General features: G+C 30.6%; 18 protein-coding genes. 13 read left to right on the forward strand and 5 right to left on the reverse strand.

The annotated features are described in order from the left end of the window. Nucleotides 1-66 precede the first annotated feature (66 nt). The 10 genes from L8U00_RS07420 to lepA are packed head-to-tail and all read left to right on the forward strand — an operon-like array spanning nt 67 to nt 11,630. The gene (locus L8U00_RS07420) at nt 67-504 is read left to right on the forward strand and encodes a c-type cytochrome (protein WP_263709065.1); all 438 of its coding nucleotides are present in this window, start codon (nt 67-69) and stop codon (nt 502-504) included. A 17-nt stretch (nt 505-521) separates the two neighbouring features. Then, a complete protein-coding gene (locus L8U00_RS07425) occupies nt 522-1,634 on the forward strand; it encodes an ABC transporter substrate-binding protein (RefSeq protein WP_263709066.1) in 1,113 nt (370 codons plus the stop codon). Nucleotides 1,635-1,644: 10 nt separating this feature from the next. Beyond that, entirely contained in the window at nt 1,645-2,760 is a 1,116-nt protein-coding gene (locus L8U00_RS07430; protein ID WP_263709067.1) for an ABC transporter substrate-binding protein, read from the forward strand. A 20-nt stretch (nt 2,761-2,780) separates the two neighbouring features. Next, a complete protein-coding gene (locus L8U00_RS07435; RefSeq protein ID WP_263709068.1) occupies nt 2,781-3,677 on the forward strand; it encodes a branched-chain amino acid ABC transporter permease in 897 nt (298 codons plus the stop codon). Between the two features lies 1 nt (nt 3,678). Beyond that, a complete protein-coding gene (locus L8U00_RS07440; protein ID WP_263679679.1) occupies nt 3,679-4,710 on the forward strand; it encodes a branched-chain amino acid ABC transporter permease in 1,032 nt (343 codons plus the stop codon). After that, nucleotides 4,707-5,477 carry an ABC transporter ATP-binding protein gene (locus L8U00_RS07445; protein WP_263664241.1) on the forward strand — a complete coding sequence of 257 codons (771 nt, stop codon included), beginning with the start codon at nt 4,707-4,709 and terminating at the stop codon, nt 5,475-5,477. Before L8U00_RS07440 ends, L8U00_RS07445 begins: the two co-directional genes overlap by 4 nt. Next, complete coding sequence (locus L8U00_RS07450) at nt 5,464-6,159, forward strand: high-affinity branched-chain amino acid transporter, ATP-binding protein (protein ID WP_039618807.1); 696 nt, start codon at nt 5,464-5,466, stop codon at nt 6,157-6,159. The genes L8U00_RS07445 and L8U00_RS07450 overlap by 14 nt, the downstream gene beginning before the upstream one ends. A 3-nt stretch (nt 6,160-6,162) precedes the next feature. Next, entirely contained in the window at nt 6,163-9,393 is a 3,231-nt protein-coding gene (gene ccsB, locus L8U00_RS07455; protein ID WP_263709069.1) for a c-type cytochrome biogenesis protein CcsB, read from the forward strand. Nucleotides 9,394-9,404: 11 nt separating this feature from the next. Further along, entirely contained in the window at nt 9,405-9,830 is a 426-nt protein-coding gene (locus tag L8U00_RS07460; RefSeq protein WP_263664243.1) for a hypothetical protein, read from the forward strand. 9 nt (nt 9,831-9,839) lie between these two features. Continuing rightward, complete coding sequence (lepA, locus tag L8U00_RS07465) at nt 9,840-11,630, forward strand: translation elongation factor 4 (protein WP_263709070.1); 1,791 nt, start codon at nt 9,840-9,842, stop codon at nt 11,628-11,630. 29 nt (nt 11,631-11,659) lie between these two features. On the opposite strand, the gene L8U00_RS07470 is transcribed toward lepA, so the two are convergent. After that, complete coding sequence (locus L8U00_RS07470) at nt 11,660-12,280, reverse strand: hypothetical protein (RefSeq protein WP_263709071.1); 621 nt, start codon at nt 12,278-12,280, stop codon at nt 11,660-11,662. 269 nt (nt 12,281-12,549) lie between these two features. On the opposite strand from L8U00_RS07470, the gene L8U00_RS07475 reads away from it, so the two are divergent. Beyond that, nucleotides 12,550-13,878: an MATE family efflux transporter gene (locus L8U00_RS07475; RefSeq protein WP_318529523.1), complete on the forward strand. Its 1,329-nt coding sequence runs from the start codon at nt 12,550-12,552 to the stop codon at nt 13,876-13,878. Here the strand turns inward: L8U00_RS07475 and L8U00_RS07480 are convergent. Genes L8U00_RS07480 through thiD form a run of 4 tightly spaced genes read right to left on the reverse strand, consistent with a single transcriptional unit; the run spans nt 13,859 to nt 16,702 of the window. Continuing rightward, nucleotides 13,859-14,500, reverse strand: a complete 642-nt coding sequence (locus tag L8U00_RS07480) for a uroporphyrinogen-III synthase (RefSeq protein ID WP_263709077.1) — start codon at nt 14,498-14,500, stop codon at nt 13,859-13,861. The two genes, L8U00_RS07475 and L8U00_RS07480, sit on opposite strands and share 20 nt — an antisense overlap. Then, nucleotides 14,497-15,123: a thiamine phosphate synthase gene (gene thiE, locus L8U00_RS07485; RefSeq protein ID WP_263709073.1), complete on the reverse strand. Its 627-nt coding sequence runs from the start codon at nt 15,121-15,123 to the stop codon at nt 14,497-14,499. Before thiE ends, L8U00_RS07480 begins: the two co-directional genes overlap by 4 nt. Next, complete coding sequence (thiM, locus tag L8U00_RS07490; protein WP_263709074.1) at nt 15,110-15,889, reverse strand: hydroxyethylthiazole kinase; 780 nt, start codon at nt 15,887-15,889, stop codon at nt 15,110-15,112. Before thiM ends, thiE begins: the two co-directional genes overlap by 14 nt. A gap of 3 nt (nt 15,890-15,892) precedes the next feature. Beyond that, a complete protein-coding gene (gene thiD / locus L8U00_RS07495) occupies nt 15,893-16,702 on the reverse strand; it encodes a bifunctional hydroxymethylpyrimidine kinase/phosphomethylpyrimidine kinase (protein WP_263679696.1) in 810 nt (269 codons plus the stop codon). A gap of 206 nt (nt 16,703-16,908) precedes the next feature. Between thiD and L8U00_RS07500 the strand changes: the two genes are divergently transcribed. Next, on the forward strand, nt 16,909-17,361 hold the full coding sequence (locus L8U00_RS07500) for a low molecular weight protein-tyrosine-phosphatase (protein ID WP_263709075.1): 453 nt from the start codon (nt 16,909-16,911) through the stop codon (nt 17,359-17,361). Nucleotides 17,362-17,456: 95 nt separating this feature from the next. Continuing rightward, nucleotides 17,457-18,358 (forward strand): PDC sensor domain-containing protein (locus L8U00_RS07505; RefSeq protein ID WP_263709076.1); only part of this gene is annotated, 902 nt, incomplete at its 3' end.

Consider the following 18,358-nt stretch of genomic DNA (forward strand, 5'->3'; position numbering starts at 1 on the left):
AGTGAGATTATTTATTTTTTTTAGATATAATCGAGCTTTATTTATATATTAAAAAAGGTTATATTTATGTTGCGCTTGTTTATTGTAAGTGTTTTATTTTTTAATTCACTATTAGCTTTTAATGTAAAATCTTTATTTACTTATACTTTTAATGATAACATTAGTTATGACTTAGAAAAAGCTAAAGAAATATATTTTAAAAATAAATGTAATACTTGTCATGGAGAGAACGGAGAAAAAAATTCTTATGGTAAAAGAGCTCTTAAAGACTTAAATCCAGAAGAAATCAAAGGTGCTTTGAAAGATTATGCTAATGGATATTTTAAAAATCAATCAAGCGATAATATCCAAATGAGTTTGTATGCTAAAAAATTAAGTGATAGTGATATGAACCACATCATAGCTTATTTAAAAGGACAAAATTTTTCTATAGAGCTTAATCAAAAAGATCTTTTAGAAGAAGAGCCAGCACCAAAAACTAAACACAATACATTTTTAAAATAACAAAAAAAGGAGTTTTCATGAAAAAAAATCTACTGTTAGCTAGCTTACTTTGTGCTAGTTCAATTTATGCTGCAGAGGTAAAAATAGGGGTTGTTTTACCGCTTACTGGCACTTTAGCAGCCTATGGTAATGATGTATATGAGGGTATTAAACTAGCCAATACTTTAAACCCGAATTTAAAAAATGGAGATAGTATTAAAATTATAGCTATTGATACCAAAGGTGATAAAATAGAAGCAGCAAATGCTACTACTAGACTTATCTCTCAAGATAAAGTTTTAGGGCTTATAGGCGAAGCTGTTACGCCAAATACCATGCAAGTTTTATCCATAGCCGAAGAAAGAAAAGTTCCTGCTATAGCTCCAGTTGCCTCAGGTGATAAGCTTTTAGATAAAAAGAGCTATGCTAGTAGAGTTTGCTTTATGGATAGTTTTCAAGGAGATAAATTTGCTAATTATGCCTATAAAAATTTAAATTTAAAAAGCGTGGTTGTTATAGTTGATCAAAGCAATGTATATTCATTGGGTCTAGCAAGAGCTTTTGAAAAAGAATTTAAGCAAAATGGTGGAAAAGTACTTAAAAAATTAACCATTTCTTCAGGCGATAAAGACTTTAAAGCTATTGTTTCTCAACTTAAAAGTATCAATCCAGACTTTGTTTACATGCCAATTTATCACCCAGAAGCTGCCTTAATAGCAAGACAAGCAAAAGCGGTTGGATTTAACAAACTTTTAAGCGCAGGAGATGGGGTAAATAATAAAACATTTATAGAGCTTGGTGGAGATGCTGTAAATGGAGTAGTATTTACTGATAGTTTTGATTATAACAATCCTCCAACAGCTTTGTCTAAAAATTTCATCAATGCTTATGAAAAAGATCATGGCACCAAAGAGCTTCCAGCATTTTCTGCTATGGGAGCTGATGCCTATTATGTAATGGTAAATGCAATGAATGAATGTACTAGTAATCTTAATGCACAATGCATTAATGAAAAAATTCACTCAACTAGTAATTTTGAAGGTGTGGGTGGGGTTATAAGCATAGATGCTAGTGGTAATGCGAGTCGTTCTGTAGTTATAAAAGAAATACAAGATCAAAAACAAGTATATAAAACTATTATCAATCCTTGAAAGGTAAACTATGAAAAAAATTAGTATAGCTATATTATCTGTCATAGCTTGCAATATTATACAAGCAAAAGAAATCAACATTGGCGTAGTTTTACCTCTAACAGGTTCTACAGCAGCATATGGACAAAGTGCTTTAGATGGAGTGAAAATTGCAAATTCCATGAAAAACACTCTAAGTAATGGAGATAAAGTAAATTTAGTAGTAGTTGATACAAAAGGTGATAAAATAGAAAGTGCCAATGCTAGCACAAGATTAGTTTCGCAAAACAAAGCTTATGCGCTAATTGGTGAAATGTTAACAGCTAATACTTTGCAAGTGATAAGAATTGGCGAAGAAAAAAAGATCCCAGTGGTTGCTCCTGCAGCTACTGCTGATAAAATTTTAAATAAAAAATTATATGCTAGTAGAGTTTGTTTTATGGATAGCTTTCAAGGCTCATCTTTAGCTAATTATGTAAAAAATAAACTTAACTATACTAAAGCTGTGATAATTAGCGATCAAAGCGCGGATTATTCTTTGGGTTTAACTAGAGCTTTTGAAAAAGAATTTAGCAAGCAAGGTGGAAAAATTTTAGATAAATTTAGAATCACAGCAGGCGATAAAGACTTTAAAGCTATTCTTTCACAAATTAAAAATTTAAAACCTGATTTTATTTATCTTCCAGTATATTATACCGAAGCTTCTTTATTTGTAAGACAAGCAAAAGCAATGGGTATAAATATCCCTATGGGTTCAGCAGATGGAGTTGCTGATGAAACCTTTATTAATTTAGCTCAAGATGCTGCAGAAGGATATTTATTTACCGATAGCTTTGATTATAACAACCCACCAACACAACTTTCAAAAGACTTCATACTAGCCTATGAAAAAGAAAAACAAAGCAAAGAAGTTCCAAATTTCACAGCTATGGGTGCAGATGCGTATTTTGTGATTTTTGAAGCTATGCAAAAATGTGTTAATGATTTTAACAGTGAATGTATCAATAACAATATCCACGCTACTTCAAAATTTGAAGGTGTTAGCGGAGTAATTAGCATTGATAAAACAGGCAATGCTACGCGTTCAATTGTTATAAAATCAATAGAAAATCAAAAACAAATTTATAAAGATACGATTCTTCCGTAAATAAAATTTTAAGAGGTTCAATGGATAGTTCTTTAATTTTACAGCAAATTATAAATGGTTTTAGCTTAGGTAGCATGTATGCACTTATTGCCATAGGCTATACAATGGTCTATGGTGTTTTAAGATTGATTAATTTTGCACATGGCGATATCATGATGGTAGGAGCATACTCAGCTTTATTTTGTGTCACAAGTATGAATGTGCCTTTTTTAGGAGCTCTTTCTTTGGCTATGTTATTTGCAGCAGCTTTAGGTATAGCTATTGATAGAGTAGCTTATAAACCTTTAAGAAAAGCACCTAGAATTTCTTTACTTATTACAGCTATAGGCATAAGCTTTTTAATACAAAATGTATTTAATGTCTTATTTGGCTCAACACCAAAATATTTTCCTGTGCCAAGTTATCTTGAGACAGTGATTAATTTTAATAATATCAGCATTAGCATTAATAGTATTTTAGTACCTATTTTGACATTTTTTATACTATTAGTGGTTTTATTCATACTTTATAAAAGCAAATATGGCATTGCTATTAGAGCTTTAGCTTTTGACATTCATACTGTAAATTTAATGGGAATTGACGCAAATCGTATTATCGCTATTGTATTTGCACTAGGCTCAGCTTTAGCCGCTATTGGTGGTATTTTTTGGGCTGTTAATTATCCTTCTGTTGAGCCTAGCATGGGAACTCTTATAGGACTTAAGGCATTTGGCGCTGCTGTTTTAGGTGGTATTGGTTCGGTTGCTGGAGCGGTATTAGGTGGTTTGATTATAGGATTTACAGAAGTTGTTGTAGTTGCTATTTTCCCTGATCTTTCTGGTTTTAAAGATGCTTTTGCGTTTATCTTTTTAGTATTGATTTTGCTTTTTAAACCAACTGGAATTTTGGGCATAAATTTTGAAAAAAGTAGGTTTTAAGATGGTTGCAAGAAAAATTACACATTTAAGTTTTTTTATCATAGCACTTGCTTTTCTTTTTATATCTCCTTATTTTTTCAATGATTATAAAATAGGAATTTTAAGCAATATTGCTATTTTTGTTATCTTAGCAGTAAGCTATAATCTTATCAACGGGGTTACAGGACAATTTTCACTAGAACCAAATGGCTTTGTAGCCATAGGAGCCTATGTTGCAGCCTTAGTTTTACTTACAAGTGAAAGCAAAATCGACCAGTTTTCTTTAGAAGATCCAAGTAGCTTTATTTTGATGATTCATTCACCAAGTTTTATTGTGGCTTTACTTGCTGCTGGACTTTGCGCTATGCTTTTATCTTTAGTTTTGGCTTTTGCAGTATTTAGAGTTAGAGGGGATTATTTAGCTATTGTAACACTAGGTTTTGGTATTATCATTAAACTTATGGCGATTAACTTTGCTTCTGTTACAAATGGCTCTTTAGGCTTAAACGACATTCCTAAACACACTACTTTATACTGGAGTGGTGGGATTGCTATATTTTCAGTTGTTATCATCTTAAACATTGTTAGTTCAAAATTTGGTAGAGCCATGAAAGCTGTAAGAGATGATGAAGATGCAGCATTAGCAATGGGTATAAATACCTTTAATATTAAAACCTTAGCCTTTAGCACTTCAGCGTTTTTAGAAGGTGTTGGGGGAGGCTTGCTTGCTTGTGCGCTAGCTTCAGTTTCCCCTGAGCAATTTGACTTTTTATTTACCTTCCAACTTTTAATCATCATTGTTTTAGGTGGTTTAGGTTCAACTACTGGTGCTATTATTGGAGCTATTTTAGTAATAGGTGGAAGCGAGTATTTAAGATTTTTAGATGAAAGTATGAATATTTTTGGTTATGAAACCCCTGCTATGCCTGGTCTTAGAATGGTTGTATTTTCCATTGTATTGATCTTGGTAATGCTTTTTGCAAGAAGAGGAATAATGGGAGATAAAGAATTAACAGATGTTTTATTTAAGTTTTCTAAAAGGAAGAAAAAATGATTTTAGAGCTTAAAGAAATTCATAAAAATTTTGGTGGAGTTAGCGCCATAGCTAATACCTCATTTGCCATTAAAGAAAGTGAAATTTTTGGACTTATAGGCCCAAATGGCGCAGGAAAAACTACGTTATTTAATATTATTACAGGAAATTATAAGCCAAGTAGCGGGGAAGTCTTTTTTCTAGGAAAAAAAATTGATCATTTAAAACCACACAAAATAGTTCACCTAGGTATAGCAAGAACTTTTCAAAACATAAGACTTTTTTCAAGCATGAGTGTTTTAGAAAATGTATTGATTGGTTTTGATAAGAGTATTAAATATAATATTTTCGAAGCCTTTTTACATCTTGGAAGATTTTCCAAAGCAGAAAAAAATGCAAAAAAAGCAGCTTATGAAATTTTAGAACAACTCAATATTGCTCATTTGGCTGATGAAAAAGCTACTAGTTTAAGCTATGGTCAGCAAAGAAAAGTTGAAATAGCAAGAGCTTTAGCAACAAACCCTAAACTTTTATTGCTAGATGAGCCTGCAGCAGGTATGAATTCTACAGAAAGTGATGATTTGGCTGAGTTAATTTTTGACATAAGAGATAATAAAAAAATTAGTGTTTTACTTATAGAGCATGATATGAAATTTGTAAATAAGCTTTGTGATAGAGTTATGGTGCTTGATTATGGTAAGACCATTTTTGAGGGAAAACCAAACGATGCGGTGCAAAACCCTGAAGTAATTAGTGCATATTTGGGAGATTTTAATGCTAGTAGTTAAAGATTTACATGTTTATTATGGTTTGATTGAAGCTGTTAAAGGTATTGATTTTACTATAAAAACAGGAAGTATAGTTAGCTTAATAGGCTCAAATGGTGCAGGAAAAACCTCAACACTTAATGCTATGCTAAATTGTGTTAAAAAAACTGGCGAGGTAACTTTTCTAGGTTATGACACTCAAAGACATTTACCACACACTCTAGTTCAAAAAGGCATTGCTTTAGTACCTGAGGGAAGAAGAGTTTTTATCAATCTTACTATAGAGGAAAATTTAAAAATTGGTGCTTTTAATAATGCAGAAAATTATGAGCATTTAAAAAATCAAATGTATAGACTTTTCCCAAGATTAAAAGATAAAAAAAATGCCCTTGCAGGAACTCTAAGTGGCGGAGAAGCTCAAATGTTAGCTATCTCAAGAGCACTCATGAGTGAGCCAAAACTTTTAATGCTTGATGAGCCTTCATTAGGTCTTGCTCCAAAAATAGTTGGAGAAGTTTTTGATATTATAGTCAAATTAAAAGAAGAAGGAATCACCATTTTATTAGTAGAGCAAAATGCATTTTCAGCTTTAAAAATCAGCGATTATGCTTATGTTTTGGAAAATGGCAAAATTGCTATGCATGCACCTGCAAAAGATCTTATCGGCAATGATGAGATTAGAAAAAAATACCTTGGAGCTTAATTCATGAAAAAACAACTTTTAGCTTTTGGGGATATAAAAATTTCTATTTTTTTGTTTTTAATTTTTGCCCTATTTTGCGCCCTAGCTACTTTCATAGAAAGTGCTTATAATACACCAACAGCTTGGGCGATGATCTATGGCTCTTCTTGGTTTGGCTTTATACAACTCATACTAGGGATTAATCTTTTAGCAGCTCTTTTTAAATACAAAATGTTTAATAAGAAAAAAATACCACTTTTAATCTTTCATATCTCATTTTTATTTATATTACTAGGCTCAGCGATGACTAGGTATATGGGATTTGAGGGAAATTTACACATTAGAGAAAATGAAAAAAACAATATTATTGAAACTTCAAAAAGTTATATTTACATAGCAACCTTAAAAGATGATAAAGTATATAGTGCTTCAAAATCTGAATATATTGCAACCCTGCCTTTTGTAAATGATTTTTCATTTGATTTAATCTTGCCTGATGAAAAAGCTCGAATTGCATATGAAAATTTAATCTTAGATGCAAAAGAAGTTTATATTGATGATAATAATTCTGCTCCACTTTTATCTTTAATGCTTTCACAAAATAACGAATCTAAAGAATTGCTTTTTCAAGCAGGAGATATTGAAAATATCAACGGCGTTAATATAGCATTTTTAAATGACTCTGTTCCAAGTCCTTATATAAAAATCGATAAAGATTTAAAACTTAGTGCTGATTTTGATTTAAAATACATGTCAATGAGTGATGGCAAAGAAAATATTTTAAAAGCAAATCAAAAAACACAAGCTAAAGATTTAAGATTATATTCTTTTAATGATATTAATTTAGTGGTTAAATTTGCTTCCTTGCATGGCAAAAAAACTTTAGAAGGTATCAATCAAGCTCAAGATGAAAGCTTTTTTACTTGGTTTAAAAATAGTTGGATAGAGCTAGGACGCAATGCTTTGATTTCTTTATTTGGTGAGGCAAAATACTGGAATAATTCTTTATTAAATAATTTCAAAGATTTTGCACAAAGCACTAAATATATGCCAACTCAACTTTCAGATAATGCTATTAATGCTTTAAAATTAAAATTAAGCTATAAAGGAGAATCCAAAGAAGTTTTCCTAGTAGAATACAACTCGCCTATCCGTATTGATGTAGCAGGTCAACCTTTCTTTTTAAGATGGGGTCCTAAAGGAATAGAAATGCCATTTGAAATGTACCTAAAAGACTTTGAATTAGAACGCTATCCTGGCTCAATGTCGCCTATGTCTTATGCAAGTTATGTAGAAATTGACAATGCTGATAAGAAACTAGAATATAAAATTTTCATGAATAATGTTTTAGATTATCAAGGTTATAGATTTTACCAAAGCTCATACGATCAAGATGAACTTGGCACCATACTTTCAGTCAATAAAGATCCGGGTAAAATTCCTACATATATAGGATATTTTTTACTCACATTAGGAATGTTTTTAAATATTTTAAATCCTCATTCAAGATTTAGAACCTTAGCTAAATTAATCAATCAAGACACCCTAAAAAAAACAAGTGCTATTTTGGCTTTTATATTAGTTTTATTTGCAGGCCAAAATACTTACGCAAATGAGCCTATCAAGGTAGATGAAGCACACGCTAAAGAACTTGCTTCTTTGATAGTGCAAAAGCCTGATGGTAGAATGGTTCCTTTTAATACTTTAGCCATGGAAGTTTTAGAAAAAATACATAAAACAACGACCTTCCAAGGACAAAGTGCTGAAGCAACAATCATATCAATGATTTTTGATGGTAGTGCATGGTATGATAAAGATATTATTTTTATGCCAAGCAGTCGTTTGATTAATGAAGAAATTTCTAAAATTTTAGAAATTGAGCCTAGAGCCTATACTAGTTTTAAAGATTTTTTCACTACAGATTCATATAAACTACAAAAATATGTAGAAAATGCTAATAGAAAAAATCCGAATCGCAGAAGTGTTTTTGATAAAGAAATCATCAAGCTTGATGAAAGGGTTAATATTGTAAATTTAATTTTCTCAGGTGATATTTTTAGATTTATTCCTTTACAAAATAGCACAAATAATCAATGGATAGCACCACGTGAAGCTTATATAGGATTAAAAGGTGAAGAAGGTGCAGAAGTTAAAAGTATTTTAGAAAACTATTTTAATGCAGTTAGTAATTCCATTGTACATAATAACTGGAATGAAGCAACTAAAAACTTAAATGCTATCAAAAATTACCAAGAAAAATACGGCCATGAAGTTATGCCTAGTGCTAAAAAAATTAACACAGAAATCTTTTTCAATAAAAGTCAAATTTTTGTAAATCTTGCTCCGCTTTATTTATGTGCTGGATTTTTACTTTTGATTATAGTTTTTGTTAAGATGCTGCTGCCAAAAATACGCATTGATTTTATTTTTAAATGTGTTTATGTATTTAATATCGTGGCATTTTTCATCCATACTTTAGGTTTGGCTTTGCGTTGGTATATAGCAGGTCGTGCACCATGGAGCAATGCTTATGAGAGTATGGTTTATATAGCTTGGGCTTTATCATTATCTGGAATTTTCTTTTCCAGAAAAAGCCCTATTGCACTTTCTTTAACTTCTATTTTAGCAGGGGTTACTTTAGGTGTAGCTCATCTTAGCCAAATGGATCCACAAATTACCAACTTAGTTCCTGTGTTGCAATCATACTGGCTAACTATACATGTTTCAGTTATTACTGCTAGCTATGGATTTTTAGGACTATGTGCATTATTAGGCATATTTGTACTTGTTTTACTATGCATTCTAAAAATCAATGGTAAGCATAATGAAAATATTTTAAGAAATATTACAGAAGCAACAAGAATTAATGAAATGGCTATGATCTTGGGACTTTGCTTACTTACAGTTGGAAATTTCTTAGGTGCTATATGGGCAAATGAAAGCTGGGGAAGATATTGGAGTTGGGATTCTAAGGAAACTTGGGCTTTAATTAGTATTTTAGTTTATGCGGCTATTTTACACATTAGAATGGTGCCAAAATGGGCAAATCAATACACTTTTGCAGTTTGCTCTATGTTTGCATACTGGGTGATTATTATGACTTATTTTGGAGTAAATTACTTTTTAACTGGTATGCACTCTTACGCAGCAGGAGATTCAGTAAAAATTCCTGATTATGTGTATTGGGGCTTTTTATTTATGGTGGCATTAAGCATAGCAAGTTATTTCAAAAAATCTTATGCAAAAAAATTATAGGAAAGTTTTAAATGAATAATTCTCTTTTTGTATTTTTGATTATTGCTTTAGTTATTGTTATTATACTTGGAATTCTTTTAGTTTTATTTTTTACACACAAAGATAAAAACACCAATAAATCAAATATCACTAAAACTCCAAAAATAATTAACATTGAAGATTTTATATCTAAAGCTAATGATGCAAAAAATTCTCAAGAAATTCAAGCTTTGATTTTGCAGTTTTTAAATTCACAAAAATTAGGATCTAATCCAAAAGATAGCGCCACTAAAAGAAAACTTGATTTTATTAGTGCTATTTCAGCAAATGCCAATGCCACTCCTAAGAATATTTCGTTTTTAAATAATGAATTAAAAAAAAGATATAAAACTTTAAAAAACGAAATAGATGCTTATGAGCAAATAGGTTTAGCAAAAAGAAAAATGAGACAATCTTAAGGTTTTTTGATGAAAAATATTAGAAATTTCTCTATTATAGCTCATATTGATCATGGAAAAAGTACATTAGCCGATAGAATTATCAGCGAATGTGGTGCAATTAGTGACAGACAAATGAGCGCCCAAGTAATGGATACTATGGATATAGAAAAAGAGCGTGGTATAACTATAAAAGCTCAATCTGTGCGTTTAAATTATAAACTTAATAACGAAGAATATGTATTAAATTTAATAGATACTCCAGGTCATGTTGATTTTTCCTATGAAGTAAGTCGCTCTTTGGCAAGTTGCGAGGGAGCTTTGCTTGTTGTTGATGCTTCACAAGGAGTAGAAGCTCAAACTATAGCCAATGTTTATATAGCCTTAGAAAACGATCTTGAAATCATACCAGTGATAAATAAAATAGATCTTCCTTCAGCTGATATAGAAAAAGTTAAGCACGAAATAGAACATATTATAGGCATTGATTGTTCAAATGCAATTTGTGTTAGTGCAAAAACAGGTATAGGTATAAAAGAACTCATAGAAACCATCATCATAAAAATTCCTGCGCCAAAAACCGATGATGAAGCACCTACTAAAGCTTTAATTTATGATTCTTGGTTTGATAATTATCTTGGAGCTTTGGCTTTGGTTAGAATTTATGAGGGAAATATAGCTAAAAATGATGAAGTTTTAGTTATGAGTACAGATAAAAAACATCTTGTACAAGATCTTTTTTATCCTCATCCATTAAGCCCTATAAAAACCAAAAAATTAGAATCAGGTGAAGTAGGTGTTATCGTGCTTGGACTTAAAAATGTTGCTGATGTTCAAGTAGGCGATACCATAACACTAACCAAAAATAAGGCAAAAGAAGCCATTGGTGGTTTTGAAAAAGCCAAAGCTTTTGTTTTTGCAGGATTATATCCTATAGAAACGGATAAATTTGAAGATTTAAGAGATGCTTTAGATAAATTAAAACTCAATGATAGTTCTATTACCTATGAACCTGAGACATCGCTAGCTTTAGGGTTTGGTTTTAGAGTTGGTTTTTTAGGTCTTTTACATATGGAGGTTATTAAAGAAAGACTTGAGCGTGAGTTTAACCTTGATTTGATTGCTACTGCTCCAACTGTTACTTATGAAATTTATCAAACCGATGGAGAAGTTTTAAAAATTCAAAACCCAAGCGAGCTGCCTCCAGTAAATAAAATCGATCACATAAAAGAACCTTATGTAAAAGCAACTATCATAACCCCAAGCGAATATTTAGGAAATTTAATCACTCTTTTAAATCGCAAACGTGGTATGCAAGTTAAGATGGATTATATCACCCCTGAGCGTGTTTTACTTGAGTATGATATACCTTTAAATGAAATCGTTATGGACTTTTACGATAAACTCAAATCACTTACCAAAGGTTATGCTAGTTTTGATTATGAGCCTATTGAATTTAGAGTGGGTGATCTTGTAAAGCTTGATATTAAAGTAGCCGGTGAAAATGTCGATGCACTAAGCATCATAGTGCCAAATGAAAAGGCACTAAGCAAAGGTAGGGAGCTAGTAAAAGCGATGAAAGAAATCGTCCCAAGACAGCTTTTTGAAGTTGCTATCCAAGCAAGCATTGGAAATAAAATCATCGCAAGAGAAAATGTAAAATCTATGGGTAAAAATGTAACTGCAAAATGCTATGGCGGGGATATTACTAGAAAAAGAAAGCTTCTTGAAAAACAAAAAGAAGGTAAAAAAAGAATGAAAGCTATTGGCAAAGTACATTTACCTCAAGAAGCATTTTTAAGCGTTTTAAAAATAGACTAAATCCCTAGTTTAAAACTAGGGATATAAATTTATGCATTGATATCTAAAGAATTTCCACCCAATTCATTGATTTTTTGAGTTACTTTTTCAATAGCTTTATCAATTGTTTCATAGCTGATATCAGGAAGTTTGCCACCCCACATTTTTTCCGCTTGCGCAAATCCTGCTTTTAGACCTTCTAAACCTTTTTGAAGTTTTTCCATATCATCACCAGCTCCATTAATAACAAAATCAGCCAATCTTTGAGATGTTTTTGCTACACCAAAATACCCATCTTCCCCAATAAGCTCTTTTGCCTCATCAGCATTTAAACTAAGTATATCTTTACCTTCATATCCTATAGCTTTAAAATCTACATTTGATAAAATAGCCGTTAAAAAATCATTAGACTGAGCTCCTTGAAAAATCCCAGCTTGAGATAGACCATTAGATGAACTCATGCTAAATGCTTGTTGCATAAAACTCATAGCATAAAGTTCTGTTATGCCTTTTCCGCCTATACTAGCAAGCTTACTAAGCTTATCCTCATCAATATCTTTTGTGCTATTAGCGCTTTTAGTATTGGCATCTTCAAGCTTAGTATTCGAATCAGCCTTCCTATTGCTAATCTGTGACTCCACTGCCACACGTGAATACGAATTTATTTGCATCCTTGCTCCTTTTTTTGTGGGTTTATAAAAATCGGATAAAAATTATTAAATTTTATATTAAGAAATTTATAACCACTACTATAATATAATTTCTTTTATTTATTGTATTTTTAAAATTTAGGTGATATAAATGCTTTTTAGAGATTTTTTTATAATCATTGTTGATCCGTATTTTAAAGATATCATAGAAGGCATAGAATCTCTTTATTAAATTTATTTTATCTGCATAATCTAAATAAAATAATTTTTAATAAGGAAAACCTATGTCAATACATAATTTTTACACTACATTAAATCCTACCAAACTATTTATAAAATGCGCCCTGCCAAATATGGCTAGTATGGCTTTTATTTATCTTTATGTGATTATTGATGGAATTTTTGTTGGAAAATATCTAGGTTCAGACGCGCTTGCTGCTATGAATTTAATGATGCCTTTTATCATGATAAGCTTTGCTTTAGCTGACATGATAGCCATAGGTTCATCGGTGCAAATAGCAATTAATCTAGGTAAAGGAAAAATTGAAAAAGCAAGGGCTATTTTTTCTTTTTGCATAGTTCTTATTTTTGCAATTTCTTGCTTAATGGGAATTTTAGGATTTTTTTTAGCAAAAGCATTAAGTGCTTTTATGGGAGCTGATGAGAATATTCAAAGCTTATCTACTGAATATATGCAAATTTTTGCTGTTTTTGCTCCCTTTACAATGTTAGCTTTTGCTATGGATAATTATCTTAGAATATGTGGAAAAACTTTTTATAGCATGGTAGTTAATGTTGTTACTGCTTTGAGCAATATTTTTCTTGATTGGCTTTTTATAGTGGTTTTTGATTGGGGACTTTTTTCAGCAGCTTTAGCAACTTGCATAGGTATGTTTTTAGGAAGCGTTTTGGGGATATTACCTTTTGTTTTTAAAGATTTAGTTTTAAAATTTAAAAAGCCAATAATCAAGCTACAAATACTAAAAAATATACTTTATAATGGCTCATCTGAATTTTTTTCTAATATTTCTAGCTCTTTTTATACCATCTTAGCCAATGCTTTCTTGCTTGAACTTTCTGGAAGTACAGCTGTTGCAGCATTTTCAGTGATTTTATATCTTAGTACTTTTGTTTTCATGCTAGTTTTGGCCATGTGCGATGCTATGCAACCTGCGTTAAGTTATAATTATGGACACAAAAATATTGCAAGAATTCAAGCTATTTTTAAAAGAATGTTTTTTGCTTCTTGGGGTATAAGCACAATAGTGTTTTTATTTGTTTATTTTTTCAATAACCTTATAGTAAATGTTTTTAACAAAGATAACAACCAAGATTTTATCCATATAGCACAAAATGCCTTAATATTTTTTTCTTTTTCATTTTTATTTTCCTGGTTTGGAAAACTTTGCGCTTCATTTTTCACAGCACTTGATAAACCTTTGTTTTCTTTAGGAATTTCTATTTCCCAAAGTCTTATTTTTCCATTTTTATCTTTATCTATACTAACGCAATTTTTAGGGATTAATGGAGTTTGGCTAGCTACTTTAGTTGGCGATATTTGTATGATTTTTATTGCTTCAATTTTACTATATAATACTTTTAAAAATCTAAACTCTTAGCTAATTTCAAACAAGAGTTTAGATCTTGCTCTTTGCATATATACAAATTTTTAAAATTATGGAGCTTTAAAGCTGTACTTTGACCTATAACTACAACTTTATCTTCGTTTTTTAATGCAAAAAATTTCAAAAATTGCTCTATGCTTGAAGGAGCACTAAAGATAAAAACACTAGGATGTTGTATTTTTAACTCATCTTTTTTAGGCTCTATGGCTACGTTTTCATAAACAATTAATTGTTTTAAAGAGATATTTTCATTTAATAAAACCTCATCAAGGCCTGAGCTAATTTTCTTAGCTCTTAAATAAAGACATTTTTTATTTTTAAACTCAGATAAAAACTCGCTAGCTAAATTTTTACCATAAGCTTTACTAGGATATTTGATATTTTTAAAACCAAGTTCTTTTGCAAAATCAGCACTTTTTTGCCCCACAGCATAAAGTTGAATATCAAAATTAATTTTACTTTTACTTGACATTAATGCTTTTAATGCATTCTTAGAGCTAATGATCAAGCAATCAAATTCTTTTAAATTCACTTCAAAATCAAGAAATTTGATTTCATTTAATCTTATAGTCTTAACGCCATCAAATTCTTTATCTCCTATAAAATAAATCATTATTTTCCTATAAAAGTTTTATCAAAACTTGATCTTAAATTTAAAGTTGCCATATAAGGATCACTTGCTTGCATTATTGCTCTAACCACAGCTATACCTTGTATATTACAGTCTTTAAGCAAATTTAAATTAGTTTCATCTATCCCACCTATAGCTACAATAGGTAAAGAACTTAAACTAGTAATTTCTTTTAATCCATCTATACCAAGTACAACACAATCTTGCTTACTAGGAGTAGCAAAAACGGCCCCTACTCCAAGATAAGTAGCGCTTTGAGTATTAGCAAGCTCGCTTTTATGATTGATCGTAAGTCCTATGATTTTATCTTCGCCTAAAAGTTCTCTTACTTTTTTTAAAGGCATATCCTTTTGTCCTATATGCACTCCATTTGCATTCACAGCCATGGCTATATCGATTCTATCATTTATCACAAAAGGCGTATTATATTTTTCACACAAAGCTTTAACTTTTAAAGCAAGATTATAAAATTCTAAAGTGCTAAGATTTTTTTCCCTAAGTTGTAAAATATCAATCTTGGCTTTCAAAGAAGCTTCTAAAATATTTAAAAACTCACTTTCACTTTTCTCACCCTTGCTTGCAACAAGATAAATTTTAAATGATTTCATATTTAGCTCTTTTTTTAATTTCTTCATCATTTAAATTACTTAAAGCATCGATTAAACTCACTCTAAAACTACCACTTCCACTAGAAAGATCTTGAGCGATTTCACTAGCTATGCCAAAACTCAATAAAGCATATAAACTAGCCTGAAATTTATCTTCTAATGCTCCTGCAAAAACCCCACACAAAGAAGCACACATACAACCTGCTCCAGTTATTTTAGTAGCCATGATAGAGCCATTATAAACTTTTACAATGCGCTCTTGATTTATAATATAATCAATTTTTCCAGTTATAGCTAAAACACGCTTAGTTTTATATGAGTATTCTCTAGCTTTTTCTAAAAACTCATCATTAATTACAAAAGTACTATCAACCCCTCTTGCTTTACCATCTAAACCTATAACACTAGCCATTTCAGACGCATTTGCTTTAACAATACTAATACCTTTTAGATTAAGCAATTCAAAATTAATCCCATCTCTTGCCTTACTCACACCCAAAGCAACAGGATCAAAAACTATAGGTTTATTTAATAAAGCATATTCTTTGGTTGCTTTTAGCATAGAATTTGCTACAAGCTGATTAATAGTGCCTGTATTTAATACTAAGGCTGAGCTTATTTTAGCAAAATCAGTTTGTTCTTCATAAAAATCAGCCATAGCAGCACTTGCTCCCATTGCTATAGTTACATTCGCACAATCATTAGCTGTAACATAATTAGTAATATGATGAATCAAAGGATTTTTTTCTCTTACTATTTTAATCATTTTTTATTCCTTATCAAATTGATAAAAATGATTTGTTGGACCACAACCTTTTCCAAGTGCTAAGGAATTTAATATAGCCCCATATACATAATCTTTAGCAAGCTTTATAGCTTCATGCTTTTCTTTACCTAAGGCAAGATTACTAGCTATAGCTGAACTTAATGTACAACCTGTACCATGTGTGTTTTTTGTGTTGATTTTTTCTGCTTTAAAAATACTAAATTTCTTTCCGTCATAAAAAACATCATTAGTATTATCTTTACTATGCCCACCTTTAATCAAAACACTTTTTGCACCTTCTTTGAAAAGCTTTATAGCAGCTTTTTTCATATCCTCTTCATTAAGTATTTTAAAATCACATAAAAATTCAGCCTCAGGTATATTTGGCGTAAGTACATCAGCTAAAGATAAAATTTCATCTTTAAAAAACTGACAATTTTCCAAAGGCATTAAAGCATAGCCATTTTTTGCAAACATCACAGGATCAATCACTACATTTTTGGCTTTAAAGCGTAATAAATTTTCTTTTACACAAGTTATAATTTCTTTTGAACCTAGCATCCCAATTTTCACAGCAGCTGGCTCTATATCTTCATAAACTGCTAGCATTTGCTCATCTATTATCTTGGTGGGTATATCAAAACAAGAAATCACCCTTGCAGTATTTTCAGCCACAACGCTTAAAACTACACTCATACCAAATAAATCATGAGCGCTGAAAGTTTTTAAATCAGCTTGTATGCCAGCTCCACCACTACAATCACTTCCTGCTATAGTTAAGATAGGAATTTTAGTTTTTGTTTTTGCTTGTATCATTTTTATCCTTTTTTATAAAAAAGGAAAGTTTTTGCAAGAATTCAAAGTTCGCATTACCAAACTTCTCAAGGGTCGAAGTCTAACTTCCTCTCAGCAAAAGCTCCCCATTAATGAAAAATTATATCTTAGTTTTAATTAATCTTAAAAAATATTTTGAAATACTGCTATAATTTTGAAAAAACTACACAATTTTTGAGGAAAAAATGACTAAAATTATTTTTGTTTGCTTAGGGAATATTTGTCGTTCCCCTATGGCTGAATTTATCATGAAAGATCTTTTAATAAAAGCAAATTTAAACGATAAATTTATTGTTTCTAGCGCAGGCACTTCAGGTTATCATGATGGAGAGGATATGCACTATAAAACCAAAGCCATGTTAAATAGTAAAAATATCAACTCCAAGCCATTTTGCAGTCAAAAGCTAAGCTTAAAAATGTGTGAAGAAAATGATCTTATTATCGTTATGGATAATTCTAATTATAATGATATAGTTAAAAATTTTCCAAATTTTAAACACAAAATTCACAAAATCACTTCTTATGCTTTAGAATTAGGATACGATGAAGTTCCTGATCCTTGGTATAGCGGAGATTTTAATGAGACTTATACTATACTCTCGCAAGCATGCTCTAAACTCTTAAAAACATTAATATAAAAATTTATCATTTAGATAATATTTGTACATTTTTGATTTTAATGTTATAATAAAACCAAATTTCAACATTGCAAATAAAAAAAGGAGGTTATTTAATGAAAAGTATTAAATTAAAAATTTCATTAATTGCTAATGTTATAGCTATCATCTGTTTGATAGTACTTGGAATTATTAGCTTTATTTTTACAAAAAAAGCTTTAAATCATGAGGTGGTTAAAGCTGAAACTAACTATGTAAAAGTTGCAGAAAAATCAATGAGAGATTTTAAAAGTCTCCATACTCATTCTTTAGAGCAACTTTCTCAAGCTATTTTAAGACTTCCATATAACGAACTTAATACTCAAGAAAAGCTTATGGAAAACACAGGTGATTTACTTAAAACCGTTAGAGATATAAACAGCTATTTGGCTGTCTATATAGCTCAATCAAATGGAGAATTAATAGTAAGCGATCCAGATAGCGATAGTAAAGGCTTAGACTATGGAATTTATGGAAAAGCTGACAATTACGATGCTACCACAAGAGAATTCTATATAGAAGCTAGAAAGAAAAATGGCTTATATATCACAGCAGCTTATATTGATGCAACAACAGGATTGCCATGTTTTACCTATGCTATGCCTTTAATTAAAGATGGTAAATTTATAGGGGTATTAGCAATTGATGTTTTAGTTAAAGACTTACAAGAAAAATTTAACGAATTACCAGGAAGAACTTTTGTATTTGATCATGCTTATACTGTATTTGCATCAACTGATAAATCATTAGTTGGTGGAGAGCAAAATCCAGATATAGTTACAGTAGCTAAAGCTTATGAAAATGCTGGAGATTATAATATTTTTAATTATACCACTCAAAATGGTGGCGATAGATTTGGTATTTGTGTAAAAATTGATGGTTATACAACTTGTGCTGGTGAAGATGTAGAAGTAATAGAAACACCTGCACTAAAAATAGCTTACATTCAAACTATTATAGTTATTTTTACAAGTATTGC

It is taken from the genome of Campylobacter sp. IFREMER_LSEM_CL2256 (assembly GCF_025771645.1).
GTDB lineage: Bacteria > Campylobacterota > Campylobacteria > Campylobacterales > Campylobacteraceae > Campylobacter_D.